Origin of the sequence: Enterobacillus tribolii, from assembly GCF_003363015.1 — a bacterium.
Taxonomy (GTDB): Bacteria; Pseudomonadota; Gammaproteobacteria; order Enterobacterales; family Enterobacteriaceae; genus Enterobacillus; species Enterobacillus tribolii.
Map to the genome: position 1 here is coordinate 50,399 of NZ_QRAP01000001.1, position 16,254 is coordinate 66,652.

Sequence of the window (16,254 nt, forward strand, 5' to 3'; positions counted from 1 at the left end):
TCCCTGCGTTTTTCGGGGTGCGGCCGGCAACGCCGCAGCCCGCAAAATGAGGGATGATGAGTCAACGAACTACTCCTGTCTTACGTCGTACGTCCCTTTGGTTACCATTATGAAACGATAGCTGAGGAACTAATCTAATCAATAGTAGTAAACCTGTTTATGATTTCACGCAAATAGAGCAGGGTTATTAACTCCATCGTTAAAACTTATTATCAATATAGTGGTTTATCATTACTTACAATTCAGTGAATTTTCAGTGAAATTTTTAGCAAACTATGCCTTTTATGCCGTCATTCCTGGTCTAAAATTCTGTTGTCCAAAATTGAAGATAATCGTATCTAAACTAAAGGAAATATGAATGAACAAATTGTTGTGCGGTTGTGCGTGCGCCGCGTTGTTTTTGACGGCACAGGCGGGCGCGGTAGAAATCAGCGGGCAGGCGGGCGAACACTACACCAACGTGGAAGCCGGATTCGGCACCGGCAGCAGCGGGTTGTATTCCACCCTGAGCTGGGCGCACAGCGATAATGACGGCGATGTCGCCGGGTTAGGATTGGGGCTTAACGTGCCTTTGGGGCCGTTTATGGCTTCCGTTGGCGGAAAGGCGCTGTATCTGAACCCGGATCAGGGCGATGAAGGTTATGCCGCCGCCGTGGGCGGCGGTTTACAGTTGCCGCTGTCGCATGGTTTTTCGCTCTACGGCAGCGGATACTATGCGCCGGATTCACTTTCCAGTGGCGTAAACAGCTACCGGGAAGCAAGCGGCGGGCTGCGCTGGACTATTATGCGCCCGGTGAGCGTGGACGTGGGCTATCGCTATATGGAAATGGAAGGTAAAGACGGCAGCCGTGATAACGTGCTGGCCGACGGCCCGTACTTCGGCGTCGGCGTTGGTTTCTGATACCGGGGAAATGGCCCCGTACGCTGGCGTACGGGGCAGGTATTATGCGGCTTTGGGCAGTAAGCCGAAGGTCATGGCGAACTGTACGACGATGACCGCCACGCCGCACAGCATGACCAGCGTCAGCGCCGGCATGCCGCCGCGCACCCGCCAGTTTTGCGCGCTGTGCAGGGCCCGGGTCTTTCTTACCAGCAGGGCGGGAATGAGCAAGGCCAGAACGGCCAGCGCCACGGCGGCGTACCCGAGCGCGATGACAAAGCCCTGCGGGTAAAAGAGAGCGAACGTCAGCGGCGGCAGAAAGGTCAGCAGCCCGGTTTGCAGGCGTCCGGAAGCGTTGTCCCGGCGTTTGAACATGTCGGCCAGATAATCGAATAAGCCCAGCGATACGCCCAGGAACGAAGTCGCCAGCGCCAGATCGGCAAACAGGTGCACCGCCAGTTCAACGTGCGGCGTGGCAACCACTTCGCGTACTGCCTGCAACAGCCCGTTCAGGCCGGACTCTGCCGCCAGTATCCCGACGAAGGTGGAGGTATTGATTGCGCCGAGGGTAGCTAACTGCCAGAAAATATAGGCAATCAGCGGTATGGCGCTGCCGATGATAAATATCCGGCGCAGCTTGCGCGGGTCTCCGCCCATGTAATTGACGATGCTGGGAATGCTGCCATGAAAGCCGAACGAGGTGAACAGCACCGGAATGGCCGACAACGCCAGGCCTTTCTCCAGCGGCATGCTGATCAGGTTAGCCTGATGTACGTGCGGCATCATCAGCACCAGCATCACCACCAGCAGAACGATCTTGGCGCTGAACAGCGCCCGGTTAAACAGATCGACGGAATGGGTGCCGACGCACACGATGCCGCCGGCGATCACGGTGAACAGCAGAACGCCCGTCGCCGGTGTGACCACGATGTCCAGCCACTGGCTGAGGCTGGCCGCCAATAATTCTCCCGCGCCGCTGACATAAGCGGCGGTCAGCGCATACATCAGGAACAGCATGCTCAGGCTGGTCAGCCATTGTCCCGGTTTTCCCAGGTAATGTTTTGCCAGCGTGCCCAGGCCGGTATTGGCGCTGTGGTGCTGATAAACTTCAACCAGTAACAGCGCGGTGTAGCACATCAGAAGCCACATCGCGATTAACATGCCCAGCGTTATTCCGAAGCCTACGCCGGCGGCGGCCAGCGGCATCGCCAACATACCCGCGCCGATGGTGGTGCCGGCGACGATGAAAATACTTCCCAGTGTCCTGTTCTTCACGTTGTCCTCTGAATGACGTCAATCGCAATATACTCTGTTGTGCGGCAGCGTATGAGAAATCGATAAATTCGTCAAATCAGCGTTACACCAGATGTAAATATAAATTTACGACTTGGCGCGGGTTCGGCATTGCGTAATAAATGATTGTGTTGCGAATGCCGACTTTCTAAAGTGAACCGATGTTCTGTAAATACTGATTCAGGAGAAAGACGTATGTTGCGTCTTGAAATGTTATGTACCGGCGATGAGGTGTTGCATGGCCAAATCGTGGACACCAACGCCGCCTGGCTGGCGGATTTTCTGTTCCGGCAAGGAATTCCGATGCGTAGCCGTGCGACGGTAGGAGATGCGCTGGAAGACCTGGTGACGACGCTGCAGCAGCGCAGTGAATATGCCGACGTGCTCATCGTCAACGGCGGCCTGGGGCCGACCAGCGACGATCTCAGCGCTCAGGCCGCGGCGGACGCGTTAGGCGAGCCGCTGGTCGAGCATCCGGAGTGGATTGCGCGTATGCAGGCCTATTTCGCCCAGCGCGGACGTGAGATGTCCGAAAGTAACCGCAAGCAGGCGCAGATCCCCGCCAGCGCGGAGCTGGTGGATAATCCGGTCGGCACCGCCTGCGGTTTCGCCATTAAGCTGAACCGTTGCTGGATCTTTTTTACGCCCGGCGTCCCTTCTGAATTTAAGGTGATGGTGGAGCAGCAAATTTTGCCGCGTTTGCGTCAGCGCTTCACGCTGCCGGAACCGCCGTTGTGCCTGCGGCTGACAACCTTCGGGAGAACGGAAAGCGGGCTGGCGCAGCAATTGGACAGCCTGCCGCTGCCGGAAGGCGTTGCGCTGGGCTATCGTTCCTCTATGCCGATCATTGAACTGAAGCTGACCGGGCCGGAAACCTTGCGTCCGGCGATGCTGCCGGTTTGGGATCACATCAAAGCGGTTGCCGGTGAAAACTGTATTTTCGAGGGAACGGCTGGGTTGCCGGCAAAAATCAGAAAAATCCTAATGCAGAGGGAGATGACGCTGGCGCTGAGCGAACAATTCACCGCTGGCTTGCTCAATTGGCAACTGCGGGCCGTTCAGGCGCCTCTGGCGGCGGGGGAATTGCCGGTGCACAAAGGGCGCAGTACGCTGAAGGACGTGGCGGCGCGTGCGCGCACGTTGGCGACGCATGCCCAGGCGCCGTTAGCGCTGGCGGTCGGCGAGTTGCAGGACAGTTTCATCAGCGTGGCGCTGCACACCCCGGAAGGAACATTCGGCCAAACCATGCATTACCGGGCCGCACATCATAGCGAGAAGGTGCGTCAGGAAGTGACGGCGATGCTGGCGCTGGATATGCTACGACGCTGGGGCAATGGTTGGTCGCCCTATGGCAGTTATGAATGGTTGCAGGCGGAAGTGACTCTGTAAGTTAACCAGAGAGGGAAACATCAATTATATGTATGTTTCTTTCTCTGTTTGTTCCTTAATATCAATTAACGCCGGGATCACGGCGTTGATACCAATAACGCTAACATTCTGAATGCTTTCTTGTATCCGGTTAAAAATAAAGGATTTATTTCCCGAATATGATTCCTCAAAATTATTTTACTTTATGAGTGATGTATTATCCTGATAATTTGTAGTGTTTCATAATAATGATGTCGTATTGCATTATTGGGCCAGGCAATCCCGGCAGGAAAATAGCGTTGCCGGTGATTTGTAAGATGCTGCTGATTGGGGACTGATATGCGCCAAACGGCGGAAAATGTATCTACTTATGTATCAATGTGTAATTTTCACGTTAAATTTGCCCCTCATACTGGTGATTAAAGTGTTTCACTATTCATGCCAGTATTTGCTAGACTGAACTGACTATCGTTACCTGAAGCTGGTGATGTTTTCTCTTTATTTTTAAAACCACACGGCTTCAGGAAAAGATGGTATTGTAGCTGGGTACTTTTGTGATAAACATAGTTTGCTTTAGAGTGGGTTTTATCTATGAGTGATAATAATGTTGCGAACGGCGCGATAAAAAACTTTATCGAATCGAAGTTAAAGCGATTTGGTGAGTTTACGTATTCTTATATGGTCCTGAATAAGAAGAATCCATCGCAAATGACCATTATCTCTAATTACCCGGATGAGTGGGTGAGTATTTATAGAGAGAATAACTACCAACATATCGATCCTGTGGTGATTACTGCACTGAAACGACTTTCGCCCTTTTCCTGGGATGAAAATATCACCATCAACTCAAGTATTAATCTCTCGAAGATTTTCAGCTATTCCAAGAAGTATAATATCATTAACGGGTATACCTTCGTTCTTCATGACTACAACAGTCAGCTGGCGATGCTGTCTTTTATGATCGATCAGGAAAGAATCACTGAGATTGAAGATATCATTGAAGCCAATAAAGAGAAAATATTGATGCTGTTGGTTAGCATCCACGAGAAATACGTCGCCTACCAGGAAGAGGTTATGCAAACATCAGATGCGAAGCATCTGGTGGATAAACTCATCTTCTCGAAAAGGGAAAATGAGATCCTGTATTGGGCAAGTATGGGGAAAACATACCAGGAAATTGCCGTCATGCTGGGCGTAAAAACGACGACAATAAAATTCCATATCGGCAATGTCGTTAAGAAGCTCGGTGTGCTGAATGCCAAGCATGCGATACGGCTTGGCGTAGAACTTCAGCTGATAAAACCGGTGATGTAACGAATCACTTTGGCTGCAGGATGGACCCCACATTAAGCTCCAGTGGCCACGTTTTCATGGCGTCAGCGCCAAAACTGTGGCCGGAAAGGATTTTGTCGATCAGCGCATTTTGACTTTCCTGATCGATAGGGAGCAGAAGGATATAGATCTTTTCCGACTTTTCTGAAAGCCCGGTTTCGATAACGGATATACGCCAACCGGAGCGTTTGAGAATCATCAGCATCGGGTGGCTGACCAGTGTGAATATCCCTTCGTAATTATGTTCCCGCGCGTAATTTATCATCGATAAAAACAGGATATAGCTGATCGGAAAACGTGCGCCCAGCAAGCTTTTTGCTCTGGTTTTGTCAACAAAAAAACGGCTTGATTCGATGAAATTTCCTTGGGGAAGATCAATTTTTTTAAAATAAGGATGAAAAGTATTAACAATCATATTCGGGTATTTCATTTCGATAAATCTGACGCTACAAATCATCGTATCGTCTTTAACCCCGAACAAATAGTTTGCGTGCGAATTATCGTATTCGTCGAATTCCATGCCGTCTGTACAATTAACCGCCCAATTCAGACGATCTTTGAAGGTTTCCTTCCGTAAGGTAAAAAATTCCTCTGAACTACTTTTCGACAAGGTGCGATAGTTCAGGTCAAATATCCTTAGCATACCTACTCCGACACAGATAAACGATATTAGCTCCGCACCCTTATACGGCTCCGGTTTTGGCGTGCCGCAGGTGCGTTTAATTATCCGTATATTTTGGCTTCTTTACTGCACTTTGTACAGTTTAAGTCACCTTATCTTTCGGTAAGTTACCGCACTAAGGGCCAGGAAGCTTCGGGATAGTCTCATGCTGTACAATAGTTATCTGGCGACTGTCGCCGCCGGATTGGAAAAACGGGAACAATCTACCCGGTATTTATGCAGTTCTGAGTTCGGGTGCGTGGTTTCCTAACGCCTGCAATGCATGGGCGATGGCCTGACGCAGCAATTCCCGATCGTGGCGATAGGGGATGTCGCTGGCTTCCAGCGGCTCACGAATGATAATCCGGTCTGCCACATCCTCTACATTGACCTGCGGACTGACGATCACGGCATCAATACAACGTTCGCCGATGATATTCTCCATCATCTCCAGTTTCGCGGGCAGCGGCAGCCCGGCGGCGGCCGGGCTGAGTTCTTTGCCCAGATTGCCGATGTAAACCTTATACGCCCGGCTGCGGCGCAGGGCCTGGGTGAGATCGTCAAGCAACAGCAGCGGCATCAGGCTGGTGAGGAAACTGCCGGGGCCGATCAGGATCAGGTCTGCTCTTTCTATCGCTTCCAGCGCTTCCCGCGTGGCGCGCACCGGCGGGTCCAGCGCCAGTTGCTGCGGCATTTGGGTCAGTTGGTCAACGTTGACTTCCCCGTAGACCAGGTTGCCGTCACAGTCCACGGCGCTTAAATCGACCGGCTGCTCTGACATCGGGATAAGAAACGCATTTACCTTCAGCAGGCCGCGGATCAGGTTGATCGCCTCCAGCGGCCTGACGCTCAGGTGGTCCAGCGCCTTGAGCATCAGATTGCCCAGGTTGTGGCCCGCCAGTTCGCCGTTGCCGTTGAAACGGTATTCAAACATGGCGGAAGCGATGCTGGGTTCGGTAATCAACTGATTCAGACAGTTGCGCATATCTCCCCAGGCAATGCCGCCTTCCGAGCGGCGGATCCGTCCGGTGGAGCCGCCGTTGTCGGTGGTGGTGACGATGCCGGTGAGGCGGGAGCCTAACGAGGCAAGGGATGACATTACACGCCCCAGACCGTGTCCGCCGCCAAGGGCGACAACACAGTCCAGATCGGCTAACGTGCGGTTGCGCATAGAAAACCTTCATAAATAATCCATTCGCCCGATAAATTACCGGATTAGGCGGAAAAAAGCGAAATCAGCGTAATATTGCGTGATATAAATCAAGTACCACGCGTTCCATTCTGCTAATCTTGTTCGCGTAACTTATTGAGATAAAAGGGTTATATAGAATAATATATAGCGCTTTGAATTTGCCGCAGTACAGGAAATGACGCTACACTCTGTACGTTTCCTTATTCCTTTTGGGTTGTTGCCGAACGGAAGCGGTGAAAATAGAACCGGTTTTATCAGCCAGACTGAGCAAAACCCAAACTCCTAGCTCTGCTGCCTAAGTTTCCCGATACGGTGAAATATGGCGCCAGAGCCGTGGCAAAAGCCACCAGGGTGTATGGCAGAAATGCCCGCATCTCCCGATATTGGAAAGGTGTTTACGGTGCCCCAGCTTATAGACGCATTTGCGCGCAAGTTTTATTACCTGCGCCTCTCGATCACAGACGTATGCAACTTTCGTTGCACCTATTGCCTGCCTGACGGCTACAAGCCGGGCGCGCTGGGCAATAAGAGTTTCCTTTCCCTGGATGAAATCCGCCGGATCAGCCGGGCGTTTGCCTCGCTGGGCACGGAAAAAGTGCGCCTGACCGGCGGCGAACCTACGCTGCGCCGGGATTTTACCGATATTATCGCCGCCGTGCGTGAGAATCCGGAAATCCGCACGCTGGCCGTCACGACCAACGGCTACCGCCTGGCCCGTGACGTCGCCGCCTGGCGCGACGCCGGACTGACCGCCATTAACGTCAGCGTCGACAGCCTCGACGCCCGCCAATTTTACGCTATTACCGGCGAAGACAAGTTCACTCAGGTGATGGCGGGAATCGATGCCGCCTTTGAGGCCGGCTTTGAGAAAATCAAAGTCAACACGGTGCTGATGCGCGGGGTTAACGACACCAGCCTGAACAGCTTCCTCAACTGGATCAAACACCGTCCGATTCAGATGCGTTTCATCGAACTGATGCAAACGGGCGAGGGCGGCGGGCTGTTCCAGCGTCACCATGTTTCCGGTGAAGTTATCCGCGAGCAGTTGTTGCGTCAGGGCTGGCAACTTCAGGCGCGCGCGCGCAGCGACGGTCCGGCTCAGGTGTTCAGCCATCCGGATTATCTGGGCGAAGTGGGGCTGATCATGCCTTACGAGAAAGACTTCTGCGCATCCTGCAACCGCCTGCGCGTTTCCGCCATCGGCAACCTGCATCTCTGCCTGTTCGGCGAGAGCGGTATTCCGCTGCGCGATCTGCTGGCGGACGACGGCCAACTGGATGATTTGCAGATGCGTATTCAGGGCGGCCTGCGCGGTAAGCGGGAAACCCACTTCCTGCATCAGGGCGACAGCGGTATTACGCAAAATCTGTCATTTATCGGCGGCTGATGAAGCGTTCAGCCGCTTAACCTTATTTACGATGCTTTTTCACGAATAAAAACGATGACTAAACTGACCCATATTAATGCGGCCGGGGAAGCGCATATGGTGGATGTTTCCGCCAAGGCGGAAACCGTACGTGAGGCCCGTGCCGAAGCTTATGTCGAAATGCGCCCTGAGACGCTGGCGATGATTATCGACGGTAAACACCACAAGGGCGACGTTTTCGCCACCGCGCGTATTGCCGGCATTCAGGCGGCGAAACGTACCTGGGAGCTGATCCCACTGTGCCATCCGCTGCTGTTGAGCAATGTAGAAGTACAGCTTGAAGCCCAGCCGGAAAACAACCGGGTGCGCATTGAGTCGTGCTGTCGCCTGACCGGTAAAACCGGCGTGGAGATGGAAGCGCTGACGGCCGCGTCGGTGGCCGCGCTGACGATTTACGATATGTGCAAAGCCGTGCAAAAGGACATGGTAATCGGCCCGGTGCGCCTGCTGGCGAAAAGCGGGGGAAAATCCGGCGACTTTAAGGTGGAATCATGATTAAGGTACTGTTTTTCGCCCAGGTGCGCGAGTTGGTGGGAACCGACGCGCTGGAGTGCGAAGCCTGCGCCGATGTGGAAACGCTGCGGGCCGCCCTGGCCGGGCGCGGAGAGAAATGGGCGCTGGCGCTGGAGCCGGGTAAGCTGCTGGCGGCGGTGAATCAGTCGCTGGCGGAGTTTAGCCATCCGCTGCGTGACGGCGATGAGGTCGCCTTTTTCCCGCCGGTTACCGGAGGCTGATGATGGAACAGCAAACGCGCATCCGCGTTGGGCATGACAATTTCGACGTCGGCCAGGAATATCAGTGGCTGGCGGCGTGCGATGATGACGGCGCGGTCGTTACGTTTACCGGCAAAGTGCGCAACCATAACCTCGGCGACGGCGTCAGCGCCCTGACGCTGGAGCACTATCCGGGCATGACGGAAAAGGCGTTGGCCGAAATCGTTGAACAGGCCCGGGAGCGTTGGCCGCTGCAAAGGGTCAGCGTCATTCACCGCATCGGGGAGCTGTTCCCCGGCGACGAAATCGTGTTTGTCGGCGTAACCGGCGCTCACCGTGCGACAGCCTTTGACGCGGCGCAGTTCATCATGGATTACCTGAAGACCCGCGCGCCGTTCTGGAAGCGTGAAGCTACGGAGCAGGGCGACCGTTGGGTTGATGCCCGCGACAGCGACAAACAGGCTGCCGGACGCTGGTAACGCCTTAATTCTGCTTATGAAAAGCGCGGGTTTCCCGATCCGCGTTCTTGCTGGTTAACCGGACGCCTGCCGCAAGCGTACGGCCAGACCAGCGTATGCTTTCGTCACTTCTGGACTCCGGAACCTCCGCGGCGTATATATATCAGATTGTCTTTATTAACCCCCCGAAAGGAGCGCTATACATGACAACCATTGCCGTTGTTTTTCATAGTGGATATGGGCATACCGCGAAAGCTGCCGCTGCCGTGGTGGAAGGCATCAAGAACGTGGCCGGCGTTAACGCTGAGTTACTGGCTATCGACAGCGAAGGCAACCTGCCGGAGCAGGCCTGGGAAAAATTGCAGGCGGCTGACGGTATCGTTTTCGGTAGTCCAACGTACATGGGCGGGCCTTCATGGCAGTTCAAAAAGTTTGCCGATGCTTCCTCCAAGCCCTGGTTCGGCCAGGCCTGGAAAGACAAAGTGTTCGCCGGTTTCACCAACTCCGCCAGTATGAACGGGGATAAGCTGGGTACGCTGGATTATCTGTTCCACCTTTCCCAGCAGCACGGCGGGATCTGGGTCGGCGTGGGGCTGCTGCCGTCCAACACCAAAGCGGCGACCCGCAACGATCTGAACTATATCGCCGGCTTTTCCGGATTAATGACCGTTTCTCCTTCCGATGCGTCGCCGGAAGAGGCGCCGCTGCCGGGCGATCTGGAAACCGCCCGCCACTTCGGGGAGCGCGTGGCGCAGACGGTTGTGCGCTGGAAAAAATAGACTTGCCTGTGCCTGACGGGCCGCGGTAAAAACCGCGGCTTTTTTGTTTGTGGTAACAATTCTTGTGGCGCACGATGATGCGGATACGGCGGTTTGTGATAGGCTTTACGGTATGGCGGCCCGGTTTCTGTACGGATGGCCGGCCAAATACGTTTTATTTTCACTCATAAAGGTAAACATCATGGATCGATTCCCTCGTCAGGGCGGCTCTATCGTCGAGCGCGCCAACAGCGGAATTCAGGCATATATGGCTCAGGTTTACGGCTGGATGGCCTGCGGTCTGATTCTGACGGCGTTTGTCGCCTGGTATGCGGCGCATACGCCGGCAATTTTGCAATTCATCTTTTCCAGCAATATTACGTTCTTCGGGTTGATCATCGTTCAGCTCGGCCTGGTCTTCGTTATTTCGGGAATGGTGCACAAGCTGAGCGGCGGCGTTGCCACCGGGTTGTTCATGCTCTACTCGGCGCTGACCGGACTGACGCTGTCCAGCATTTTCATCGTTTACACTTACTCCTCCATTGCCAGCACCTTCGTGGTCACGGCGGGGATGTTCGGGGCGATGAGTTTGTACGGTTACACCACCAAGCGCGATCTGAGCGGCATCGGTTCCATGCTGTTTATGGCGCTGATTGGCCTGATTCTGGCTTCGCTGGTTAATCTGTGGCTGAAAAGCCCGGCGCTGATGTGGGTTATCACCTATGCCGGCGTGATCATCTTCGTTGGCCTGACGGCGTACGATACCCAGAAGCTGAAGAACATGGGGGAGAACCTGGATGCGAACGATCGCGATAGTTTCCGTAAATACTCTATCGTTGGTGCGCTGACGCTGTATCTGGACTTTATCAACCTGTTCCTGATGCTGCTGAGAATTTTTGGCAACCGCAGATAAAAAAACGGGCCGGCGTAATGCCGGCCCGTTACGTCAGGGCGCGAAGAATTATTCCAGCGCGCTCAATATCCGGTAGGCGGCTTTAATGCGCGCGTCGTTGGGATAGTTTTTATTCGCCAGCAGCACGATGCCGGTCTGCTTGCCGGGAATGAAAGCGACATAGGCGCCGAAGCCGTTGGTTGAACCGGTTTTGTTGACGAAACGGTTTTCCTGCGGCGGCGTCAGCGCCGTTGCTTTATTCGCCTGATACGCTACCTGGGCAGAGTTCCCCGCCAGCAGCGACTCCAGCGTAACCGGGTAGCGGTAAAGTTCCCAGCCGAGGCCCTGCGTCATCTCTCCAACGCTAAAGTAGCCGGTCTGCGTTGTCTGTACCGCTTTCTGCATTGCTTCACCGAAGCCGGCGGGATTCATATTGGCGTCTACGTAGCGAATCATATCCTCTGCGCTTGATTTCAGGCCATAGGCTTCGGCATCAAGCATGCCGGGGCTCACGCGGATGGGTTTATCCTGCTTCGAATAACCCCAGGCATAATTCTGCATGTCTTTCGGCGCCACGCTGAAGTAGGTGTGGCGCATGCTGAACGGAAGCAACACGTGCTTCTCCACCAGCGCTTCGTAAGACCAACCCATGGCTTTTGCGGTCAGAAACCCGAACAGGCCGAGGCTGGCGTTGGAATATTGGCGGTAAGCGCCGGGCGCATAGGCGGGCTGCCAGTTGCGGTAGTAGTCATTCAGCTTCTCCTGATTATCGACGTCATCGGGGATCTGGAGCGGCAATCCGCCAGCCGTGTAAGTTCCCAGGTTCAGCAGGCTGATGTTGTCAAAGCTGCTGCCGGCCAACGGCGGGAAAAAACGGCTGGCTTTGTCATTCAGGGAAAACACGCCGGTTGCCTGCGCATAGGCCGCCAGCGTAGCCGCGAACGTTTTGCTGACGGAACCCAGTTCAAACAGCGTTTTTTGGGTGACCGGTATCGCATCCTCTTTCGACGCCAGGCCAAAGCTGTAAAAGTAATGCTTTCCGTCGCGGCTGATGGCGACCGCCATACCGGGAATCGCGTATTCCTGCATCAGCGGGCGGATGGTTTGGTTGACGACGTCATCCGGCGGCGCGGGCATGTCGGCGGCAAAGGCCGGCAAGCCGGCGATAAAAAGCCCGAAGGTCAGGGCGGATGTTGATTTTATCACGGTGGATATCCTGATAAATGAGCATTAATGCCGGCTATCATAGCGGGCGGTGGGCCAGTTTCCTATCAGGCGATTTTGCGCCGGAACATGGCGTAGGCCAGGCTGCCCGTTGAGAGCGTAATGGCCAGCAACGGCCATAGGCTGCGCCAGACGATCGCGAAGCTGACATCCTTCAGGTATAGCTCTTTGGTGATGTCCGTAAAGTGCCGGATCGGGTTAATCCAGGTCAGGTGCTGTAGCCACACCGGCATGTTTTCCACCGGGGAAACATAGCCGGAGAGCAGGATCGCCGGCATCATAAAGACAAATGCCCCGATAAATGCCTGCTGCTGCGTGGCGCACAGGGAAGAGATCAACAACCCGAACCCGACCAGCGACAGACCGTAGATCAGCATGGCGAAATAAAACAGCGGCAGGGAGCCGGCGAACGGGATCTGATAACCGAAAATGCCGATCAGCAGCACAATGGTGGCCTGAAACGTGGCTACGATCATCGCCGGCACCGCTTTGCCGATAAAAATTTGCCCGGTATTCAGCGGCGAAACCAGCAACTGCTCCAGCGTTCCCTGTTCGCGCTCGCGCGCCACGGAAAGCGACGTGACAATCAGCACGCCGATGGTGGTGATCATGGCGATCAGCGAGGGCACCACGAACCACTTATAGTCCAGATTGGGGTTGTACCAGTTGCGGATCACCAACTGGCTGTTATTGGGCTGCGGCTGCCCGCGCACCAGCTCCTGCTGATAATCACGCACGATTTCCTGCACGTAGTTGGCGGCAATCTGGGCGCTGTTGGAGTTACGTCCGTCAAGGATGATTTGCAGCGGCGCGCTTTGCCCGTTGAGTAAATCACGCGAGAAATTGGCGGGAAAACGGATCAGCAGCAATGCCCGCTGATTATCGATAGTCGGCTGAACCTCCTGCGGGCTGCGTAACTGCAACACGTGCGAGAACGCTTTGGCGCGGGCGAAACGCTGGGTCAGTTCCACCGAGGCGGGGCCGTTATCTTCGCTGTAAACCGCAATGGTGGCGTTGGTGACCTCCAGCGTGGCGGCGAAAGGGAACAGCAGCACCTGGAACAGGACCGGCGCCACCAAAATCACCCGGGTCTGCGGGTCACGCAGCAGAGATTGCAGCTCTTTGATAATCAGCGTCAGTAAGCGATGAAACACGTTGCGCTCCCGTTCAGTCCAGCCTGCGGCTGGTTTTCCAGGCCGTCAGGCCGATAAACAGCACGGCCGAGGCGATCAAAAACATCAGGTTAATCAACAGCACGCTGCTGATGTTGCCGGCCAGAAACAGCGTTTGCAGCGTGCTGACGAAGTAGCGCGCCGGGATGATGTAGGTCACCGCCCGCACCACGGCAGGCATGCTGTCAATTTCGAAAATGAAGCCTGACAGCATGACGGCGGGCAGAAACGCGGCGTTGAGGGCCACCATCGCCGCGTTGAACTGGTTACGGGTGAGGGTGGAGATCAACAGCCCCATGCCCAGGGTGCTGGCCAGAAACAGGCTGGAAATGGCGAATAAAATCAGCGGCGAACCACGATAAGGCACGCCCATGACGAACACCGACACCACCATGCACAGCAGCATGGCGGCCATGCCGAGGAAGTAATACGGGATCAGCTTGGAGAGCAGCAGTTCGGTGCGGGTCACCTGGGTGGAAAGCAGCGCTTCCATGGTGCCGCGTTCCCATTCGCGGGCAATCACCAGCGAGGTCAGGATCGCGCCGATGACCGTCATGATGATGGTTATCGCGCCGGGGATGATGAAGTGCTGGCTGATGGCGGCCGGGTTGAACCAGTAACGCAACTGAACGTCGATCAGCGGCCTGAAATCCCCGCCCTGATCGGACGCGCGTTGCTGCATCCAGATCTGCCACACTCCCTGCGCATAGCCCTGTACGAAGTTGGCGGTATTCGGTTCGCTGCCGTCGGTAATTACCTGTATCGGCGCCTGTTCCAGCGGTCGCGCCATCTGCTGGGAAAAGTTAACCGGAATTACGATCAGGCCGCGAATTTTTCCTGCCTGAAGCCGGCTAATCAGCGCCTGGCGATCGTCGCTGACGGTTGCATCGATATAAGGCGAGCCGATAAACGCCTGCGCCAGATCGCGCGCTTCTTCGCTCTGCTGTTCCATCAGAATACCGACGCGCAGCTGGCTGGAGTCCAGGTTTATGCCGTAGCCAAAGATAAACAGCAGCATCAGGGGGATGATGAAGGCAATCAGGCCGCTGCTCGGGTCACGCAAAATCTGCGCGGTTTCCTTACGGCACAATGCCCGCAGCCGGCGCCAGGAGAAACCGACGCTTGTATCCGGCGTACTCATGAGGCTTCCTCCCGTTTGTCATAATCCTGTACCAGTTCGATAAACGCCTGCTCCATCGTCGGGTTGGGATTTTCCGGGCTGGCGATGCTCTGCTTCAGGGAATCCGGCGAACCGGCGGCGATGATTTTTCCCCGGTAGACCAGGCCGATACGGTCGCAATACTCGGCTTCATCCATAAAGTGGGTGGTCACCATGACCGTAACGCCTTTATCCACCATCCCGTTGATATGCAGCCAGAATTCACGCCGTGTTAATGGATCGACACCGGAGGTCGGTTCGTCGAGAAACAGGATATCCGGCTCATGCATCAGCGCGCAGGCCAGCGCCAGACGCTGCTTAAAGCCGAGCGGCAGCGCGTCGGGCGCCTGATTAAGGATCGGCGAAAAGTTGAAAGCGGCAACCATGTCATCGATTTTGTCACGCTGCTTTTGGCCTTTCAGCCCGTAGACGCCAGAGAAAAACTTCAGGTTTTGCAGCACGGTCAGGTTGCCGTACAGGGAGAACTTCTGCGCCATGTAGCCGAGGTGCTGGCGCGCGCGGCCGGAGTCGGTTTTCAGGTCCATGCCCAGCACCAGCGCGTTGCCGTCGCTCGGCACCAGCAGGCCGCACATCATTTTAAACGTAGTGGACTTTCCTGCGCCGTTCGGGCCGAGCAGGCCGAAAATTTCGCCCCGTTTTACCTGAAAATCAACGTGATCGGTGGCGGCGAAGTCGCCGAATTTTTTCGTCAGCCGGCGCGCTTCAATGACGGTTTCTTCCGGATTCGCAGGTACTTGCGGCATGATTTTCGCCAGTTCGGATTCGTGATCCGGCCCGCCGCCGAGTAAGTCGATAAAGGCATCCTCGAAGCGGGGCTGGGCATCGGTAAACCCGGCACCCGGCTGTTCAAGCGCATCGAGCAGGGTATGACGGTCGGCGTCCTGCTTCAGGATCAGACGCAGGTATTTACCCTGAATGACGCCGTCGCTCACTTCCGGCCGGCAAATGGCGCGTTGCAGCAGCTTACGGTTGCCGCCGCGGGTGGCGCGGATCAGCACCGAACGTCCCGCCATGTGTTGCGTCAGCGTCTGCGGCGCGCCGCTGTACAGCAGTTCTCCCTCGTTCATCAGCAAGACTTCGCGGCATTGCTCCGCTTCATCCAGATAGGAGGTGCTCCACAGGATCAGCATGCCTTCATCCGCCAGTTCATGCACCATGCGCCACAGCTCGCGGCGCGAGATGGGATCGACCCCGACGCCCGGCTCATCGAGCAACAACACCTGAGGTTGCCCGACCAGGGTACAGGCCAGCCCCAATTTCTGCTTCATGCCGCCGGAAAGTTTGCCGGCCAGCCGTTCGGTGAAGCGGGTCAGATCGGTAAACGTCAGCAGCCGCTCGAAGGTTTGCTGGCGTACCGTGCCGGTCACCCCGCGCAGGTCGGCATACAGCGTCAGGTTTTCCATCACCGTCAGATCTTCGTACAGGCCGAATTTCTGCGGCATATAGCCGAGAATGGCATGCAGTTCGCGATCCTGACTGACCGGATCAAGCCCGACGACGCGCAGGCTGCCGTCGGTCGGCTTCAGCAGCCCGGCCAGCATACGCAGCAGCGTGGTCTTTCCCGCGCCGTCCGGGCCGACCAGCCCCATCACCGCGCCGCTCTGAATACGGGTGCTCAGGCTGGCGACCGCAGGCCGCTGCATGCCGGGAAAGCTTTTTACCACGCCGTCGAGAATGATTTCATGCGCTCCGCTCATGCCGCACG

16 protein-coding genes and 1 riboswitch are annotated in these 16,254 nt (G+C 55.5%); of the genes, 9 read left to right on the forward strand and 7 right to left on the reverse strand.

What is annotated here, in order from left to right:
* The first annotated feature begins 358 nt into the window (after positions 1 to 358).
* Entirely contained in the window at positions 359 to 901 is a 543-nt protein-coding gene (locus C8D90_RS00215) for a YfaZ family outer membrane protein (RefSeq protein ID WP_115456419.1), read from the forward strand.
* 42 nt (positions 902 to 943) lie between these two features.
* On the opposite strand, the gene tyrP is transcribed toward C8D90_RS00215, so the two are convergent.
* Positions 944 to 2,155: a tyrosine transporter TyrP gene (gene tyrP, locus C8D90_RS00220; protein ID WP_115456420.1), complete on the reverse strand. Its 1,212-nt coding sequence runs from the start codon at positions 2,153 to 2,155 to the stop codon at positions 944 to 946.
* A gap of 213 nt (positions 2,156 to 2,368) precedes the next feature.
* Between tyrP and C8D90_RS00225 the strand changes: the two genes are divergently transcribed.
* Both C8D90_RS00225 and C8D90_RS00230 read left to right on the forward strand, forming a co-directional pair.
* Positions 2,369 to 3,562 (forward strand): nicotinamide mononucleotide deamidase-related protein YfaY, encoded by a 1,194-nt coding sequence (locus C8D90_RS00225; RefSeq protein ID WP_115456421.1) that lies wholly within the window; start codon positions 2,369 to 2,371, stop codon positions 3,560 to 3,562.
* 570 nt (positions 3,563 to 4,132) lie between these two features.
* Positions 4,133 to 4,855 carry a helix-turn-helix transcriptional regulator gene (locus tag C8D90_RS00230; protein ID WP_115456422.1) on the forward strand — a complete coding sequence of 241 codons (723 nt, stop codon included), beginning with the start codon at positions 4,133 to 4,135 and terminating at the stop codon, positions 4,853 to 4,855.
* Positions 4,856 to 4,859: 4 nt separating this feature from the next.
* On the opposite strand, the gene C8D90_RS00235 is transcribed toward C8D90_RS00230, so the two are convergent.
* Complete coding sequence (locus tag C8D90_RS00235) at positions 4,860 to 5,516, reverse strand: acyl-homoserine-lactone synthase (RefSeq protein WP_115456423.1); 657 nt, start codon at positions 5,514 to 5,516, stop codon at positions 4,860 to 4,862.
* A 253-nt stretch (positions 5,517 to 5,769) separates the two neighbouring features.
* Positions 5,770 to 6,705 carry a gluconeogenesis factor YvcK family protein gene (locus C8D90_RS00240; RefSeq protein ID WP_115456424.1) on the reverse strand — a complete coding sequence of 312 codons (936 nt, stop codon included), beginning with the start codon at positions 6,703 to 6,705 and terminating at the stop codon, positions 5,770 to 5,772.
* A 288-nt stretch (positions 6,706 to 6,993) separates the two neighbouring features.
* A riboswitch (molybdenum cofactor riboswitch) is annotated at positions 6,994 to 7,136 on the forward strand.
* Here C8D90_RS00240 and moaA point away from each other — a divergent pair.
* The 6 genes from moaA (at position 7,127) to C8D90_RS00270 (ending at position 10,994) form a co-directional block, all read left to right on the forward strand.
* Positions 7,127 to 8,113, forward strand: a complete 987-nt coding sequence (gene moaA, locus C8D90_RS00245; RefSeq protein ID WP_115456425.1) for a GTP 3',8-cyclase MoaA — start codon at positions 7,127 to 7,129, stop codon at positions 8,111 to 8,113. It overlaps the preceding riboswitch by 10 nt.
* A gap of 54 nt (positions 8,114 to 8,167) precedes the next feature.
* Positions 8,168 to 8,647, forward strand: coding sequence for a cyclic pyranopterin monophosphate synthase MoaC (gene moaC, locus C8D90_RS00250; protein ID WP_115456426.1), 480 nt, complete (start codon positions 8,168 to 8,170; stop codon positions 8,645 to 8,647).
* A complete protein-coding gene (moaD, locus tag C8D90_RS00255) occupies positions 8,644 to 8,886 on the forward strand; it encodes a molybdopterin synthase sulfur carrier subunit (protein WP_115456427.1) in 243 nt (80 codons plus the stop codon). The genes moaC and moaD overlap by 4 nt, the downstream gene beginning before the upstream one ends.
* Before the next feature lie 2 nt (positions 8,887 to 8,888).
* Positions 8,889 to 9,344: a molybdopterin synthase catalytic subunit MoaE gene (gene moaE / locus C8D90_RS00260; protein ID WP_115456428.1), complete on the forward strand. Its 456-nt coding sequence runs from the start codon at positions 8,889 to 8,891 to the stop codon at positions 9,342 to 9,344.
* Positions 9,345 to 9,526: 182 nt separating this feature from the next.
* On the forward strand, positions 9,527 to 10,102 hold the full coding sequence (locus tag C8D90_RS00265) for a flavodoxin family protein (RefSeq protein WP_115456429.1): 576 nt from the start codon (positions 9,527 to 9,529) through the stop codon (positions 10,100 to 10,102).
* 181 nt (positions 10,103 to 10,283) lie between these two features.
* Positions 10,284 to 10,994, forward strand: coding sequence for a Bax inhibitor-1/YccA family protein (locus C8D90_RS00270; RefSeq protein WP_115457207.1), 711 nt, complete (start codon positions 10,284 to 10,286; stop codon positions 10,992 to 10,994).
* Between the two features lie 48 nt (positions 10,995 to 11,042).
* Here the strand turns inward: C8D90_RS00270 and ampC are convergent, their stop codons facing one another.
* The 4 genes from ampC to C8D90_RS00290 form a co-directional block, all read right to left on the reverse strand.
* A complete protein-coding gene (gene ampC / locus C8D90_RS00275; protein WP_230472926.1) occupies positions 11,043 to 12,179 on the reverse strand; it encodes a class C beta-lactamase in 1,137 nt (378 codons plus the stop codon).
* A gap of 65 nt (positions 12,180 to 12,244) precedes the next feature.
* Complete coding sequence (locus C8D90_RS00280; protein WP_115456430.1) at positions 12,245 to 13,351, reverse strand: ABC transporter permease; 1,107 nt, start codon at positions 13,349 to 13,351, stop codon at positions 12,245 to 12,247.
* A 13-nt stretch (positions 13,352 to 13,364) separates the two neighbouring features.
* The gene (locus C8D90_RS00285; RefSeq protein WP_115456431.1) at positions 13,365 to 14,510 is read right to left on the reverse strand and encodes an ABC transporter permease; all 1,146 of its coding nucleotides are present in this window, start codon (positions 14,508 to 14,510) and stop codon (positions 13,365 to 13,367) included.
* Positions 14,507 to 16,246 carry an ATP-binding cassette domain-containing protein gene (locus tag C8D90_RS00290; protein WP_115456432.1) on the reverse strand — a complete coding sequence of 580 codons (1,740 nt, stop codon included), beginning with the start codon at positions 16,244 to 16,246 and terminating at the stop codon, positions 14,507 to 14,509. Before C8D90_RS00290 ends, C8D90_RS00285 begins: the two co-directional genes overlap by 4 nt.
* Positions 16,247 to 16,254: the final 8 nt, after the last annotated feature.

Coding starts and splice junctions, on each gene's coding strand:
- moaC (WP_115456426.1), top strand. CDS start 8,168: ATGACTAAACTGACCCATATTAATGCGGCCGGGGAAGCGCATATGGTG.
- C8D90_RS00240 (WP_115456424.1), bottom strand. CDS start 6,705: ATGCGCAACCGCACGTTAGCCGATCTGGACTGTGTTGTCGCCCTTGGC.
- C8D90_RS00290 (WP_115456432.1), bottom strand. CDS start 16,246: ATGAGCGGAGCGCATGAAATCATTCTCGACGGCGTGGTAAAAAGCTTT.
- C8D90_RS00215 (WP_115456419.1), top strand. CDS start 359: ATGAACAAATTGTTGTGCGGTTGTGCGTGCGCCGCGTTGTTTTTGACG.
- C8D90_RS00235 (WP_115456423.1), bottom strand. CDS start 5,516: ATGCTAAGGATATTTGACCTGAACTATCGCACCTTGTCGAAAAGTAGT.
- C8D90_RS00270 (WP_115457207.1), top strand. CDS start 10,284: ATGGATCGATTCCCTCGTCAGGGCGGCTCTATCGTCGAGCGCGCCAAC.
- C8D90_RS00225 (WP_115456421.1), top strand. CDS start 2,369: ATGTTGCGTCTTGAAATGTTATGTACCGGCGATGAGGTGTTGCATGGC.
- C8D90_RS00285 (WP_115456431.1), bottom strand. CDS start 14,510: ATGAGTACGCCGGATACAAGCGTCGGTTTCTCCTGGCGCCGGCTGCGG.
- C8D90_RS00230 (WP_115456422.1), top strand. CDS start 4,133: ATGAGTGATAATAATGTTGCGAACGGCGCGATAAAAAACTTTATCGAA.
- moaE (WP_115456428.1), top strand. CDS start 8,889: ATGGAACAGCAAACGCGCATCCGCGTTGGGCATGACAATTTCGACGTC.
- C8D90_RS00265 (WP_115456429.1), top strand. CDS start 9,527: ATGACAACCATTGCCGTTGTTTTTCATAGTGGATATGGGCATACCGCG.
- moaD (WP_115456427.1), top strand. CDS start 8,644: ATGATTAAGGTACTGTTTTTCGCCCAGGTGCGCGAGTTGGTGGGAACC.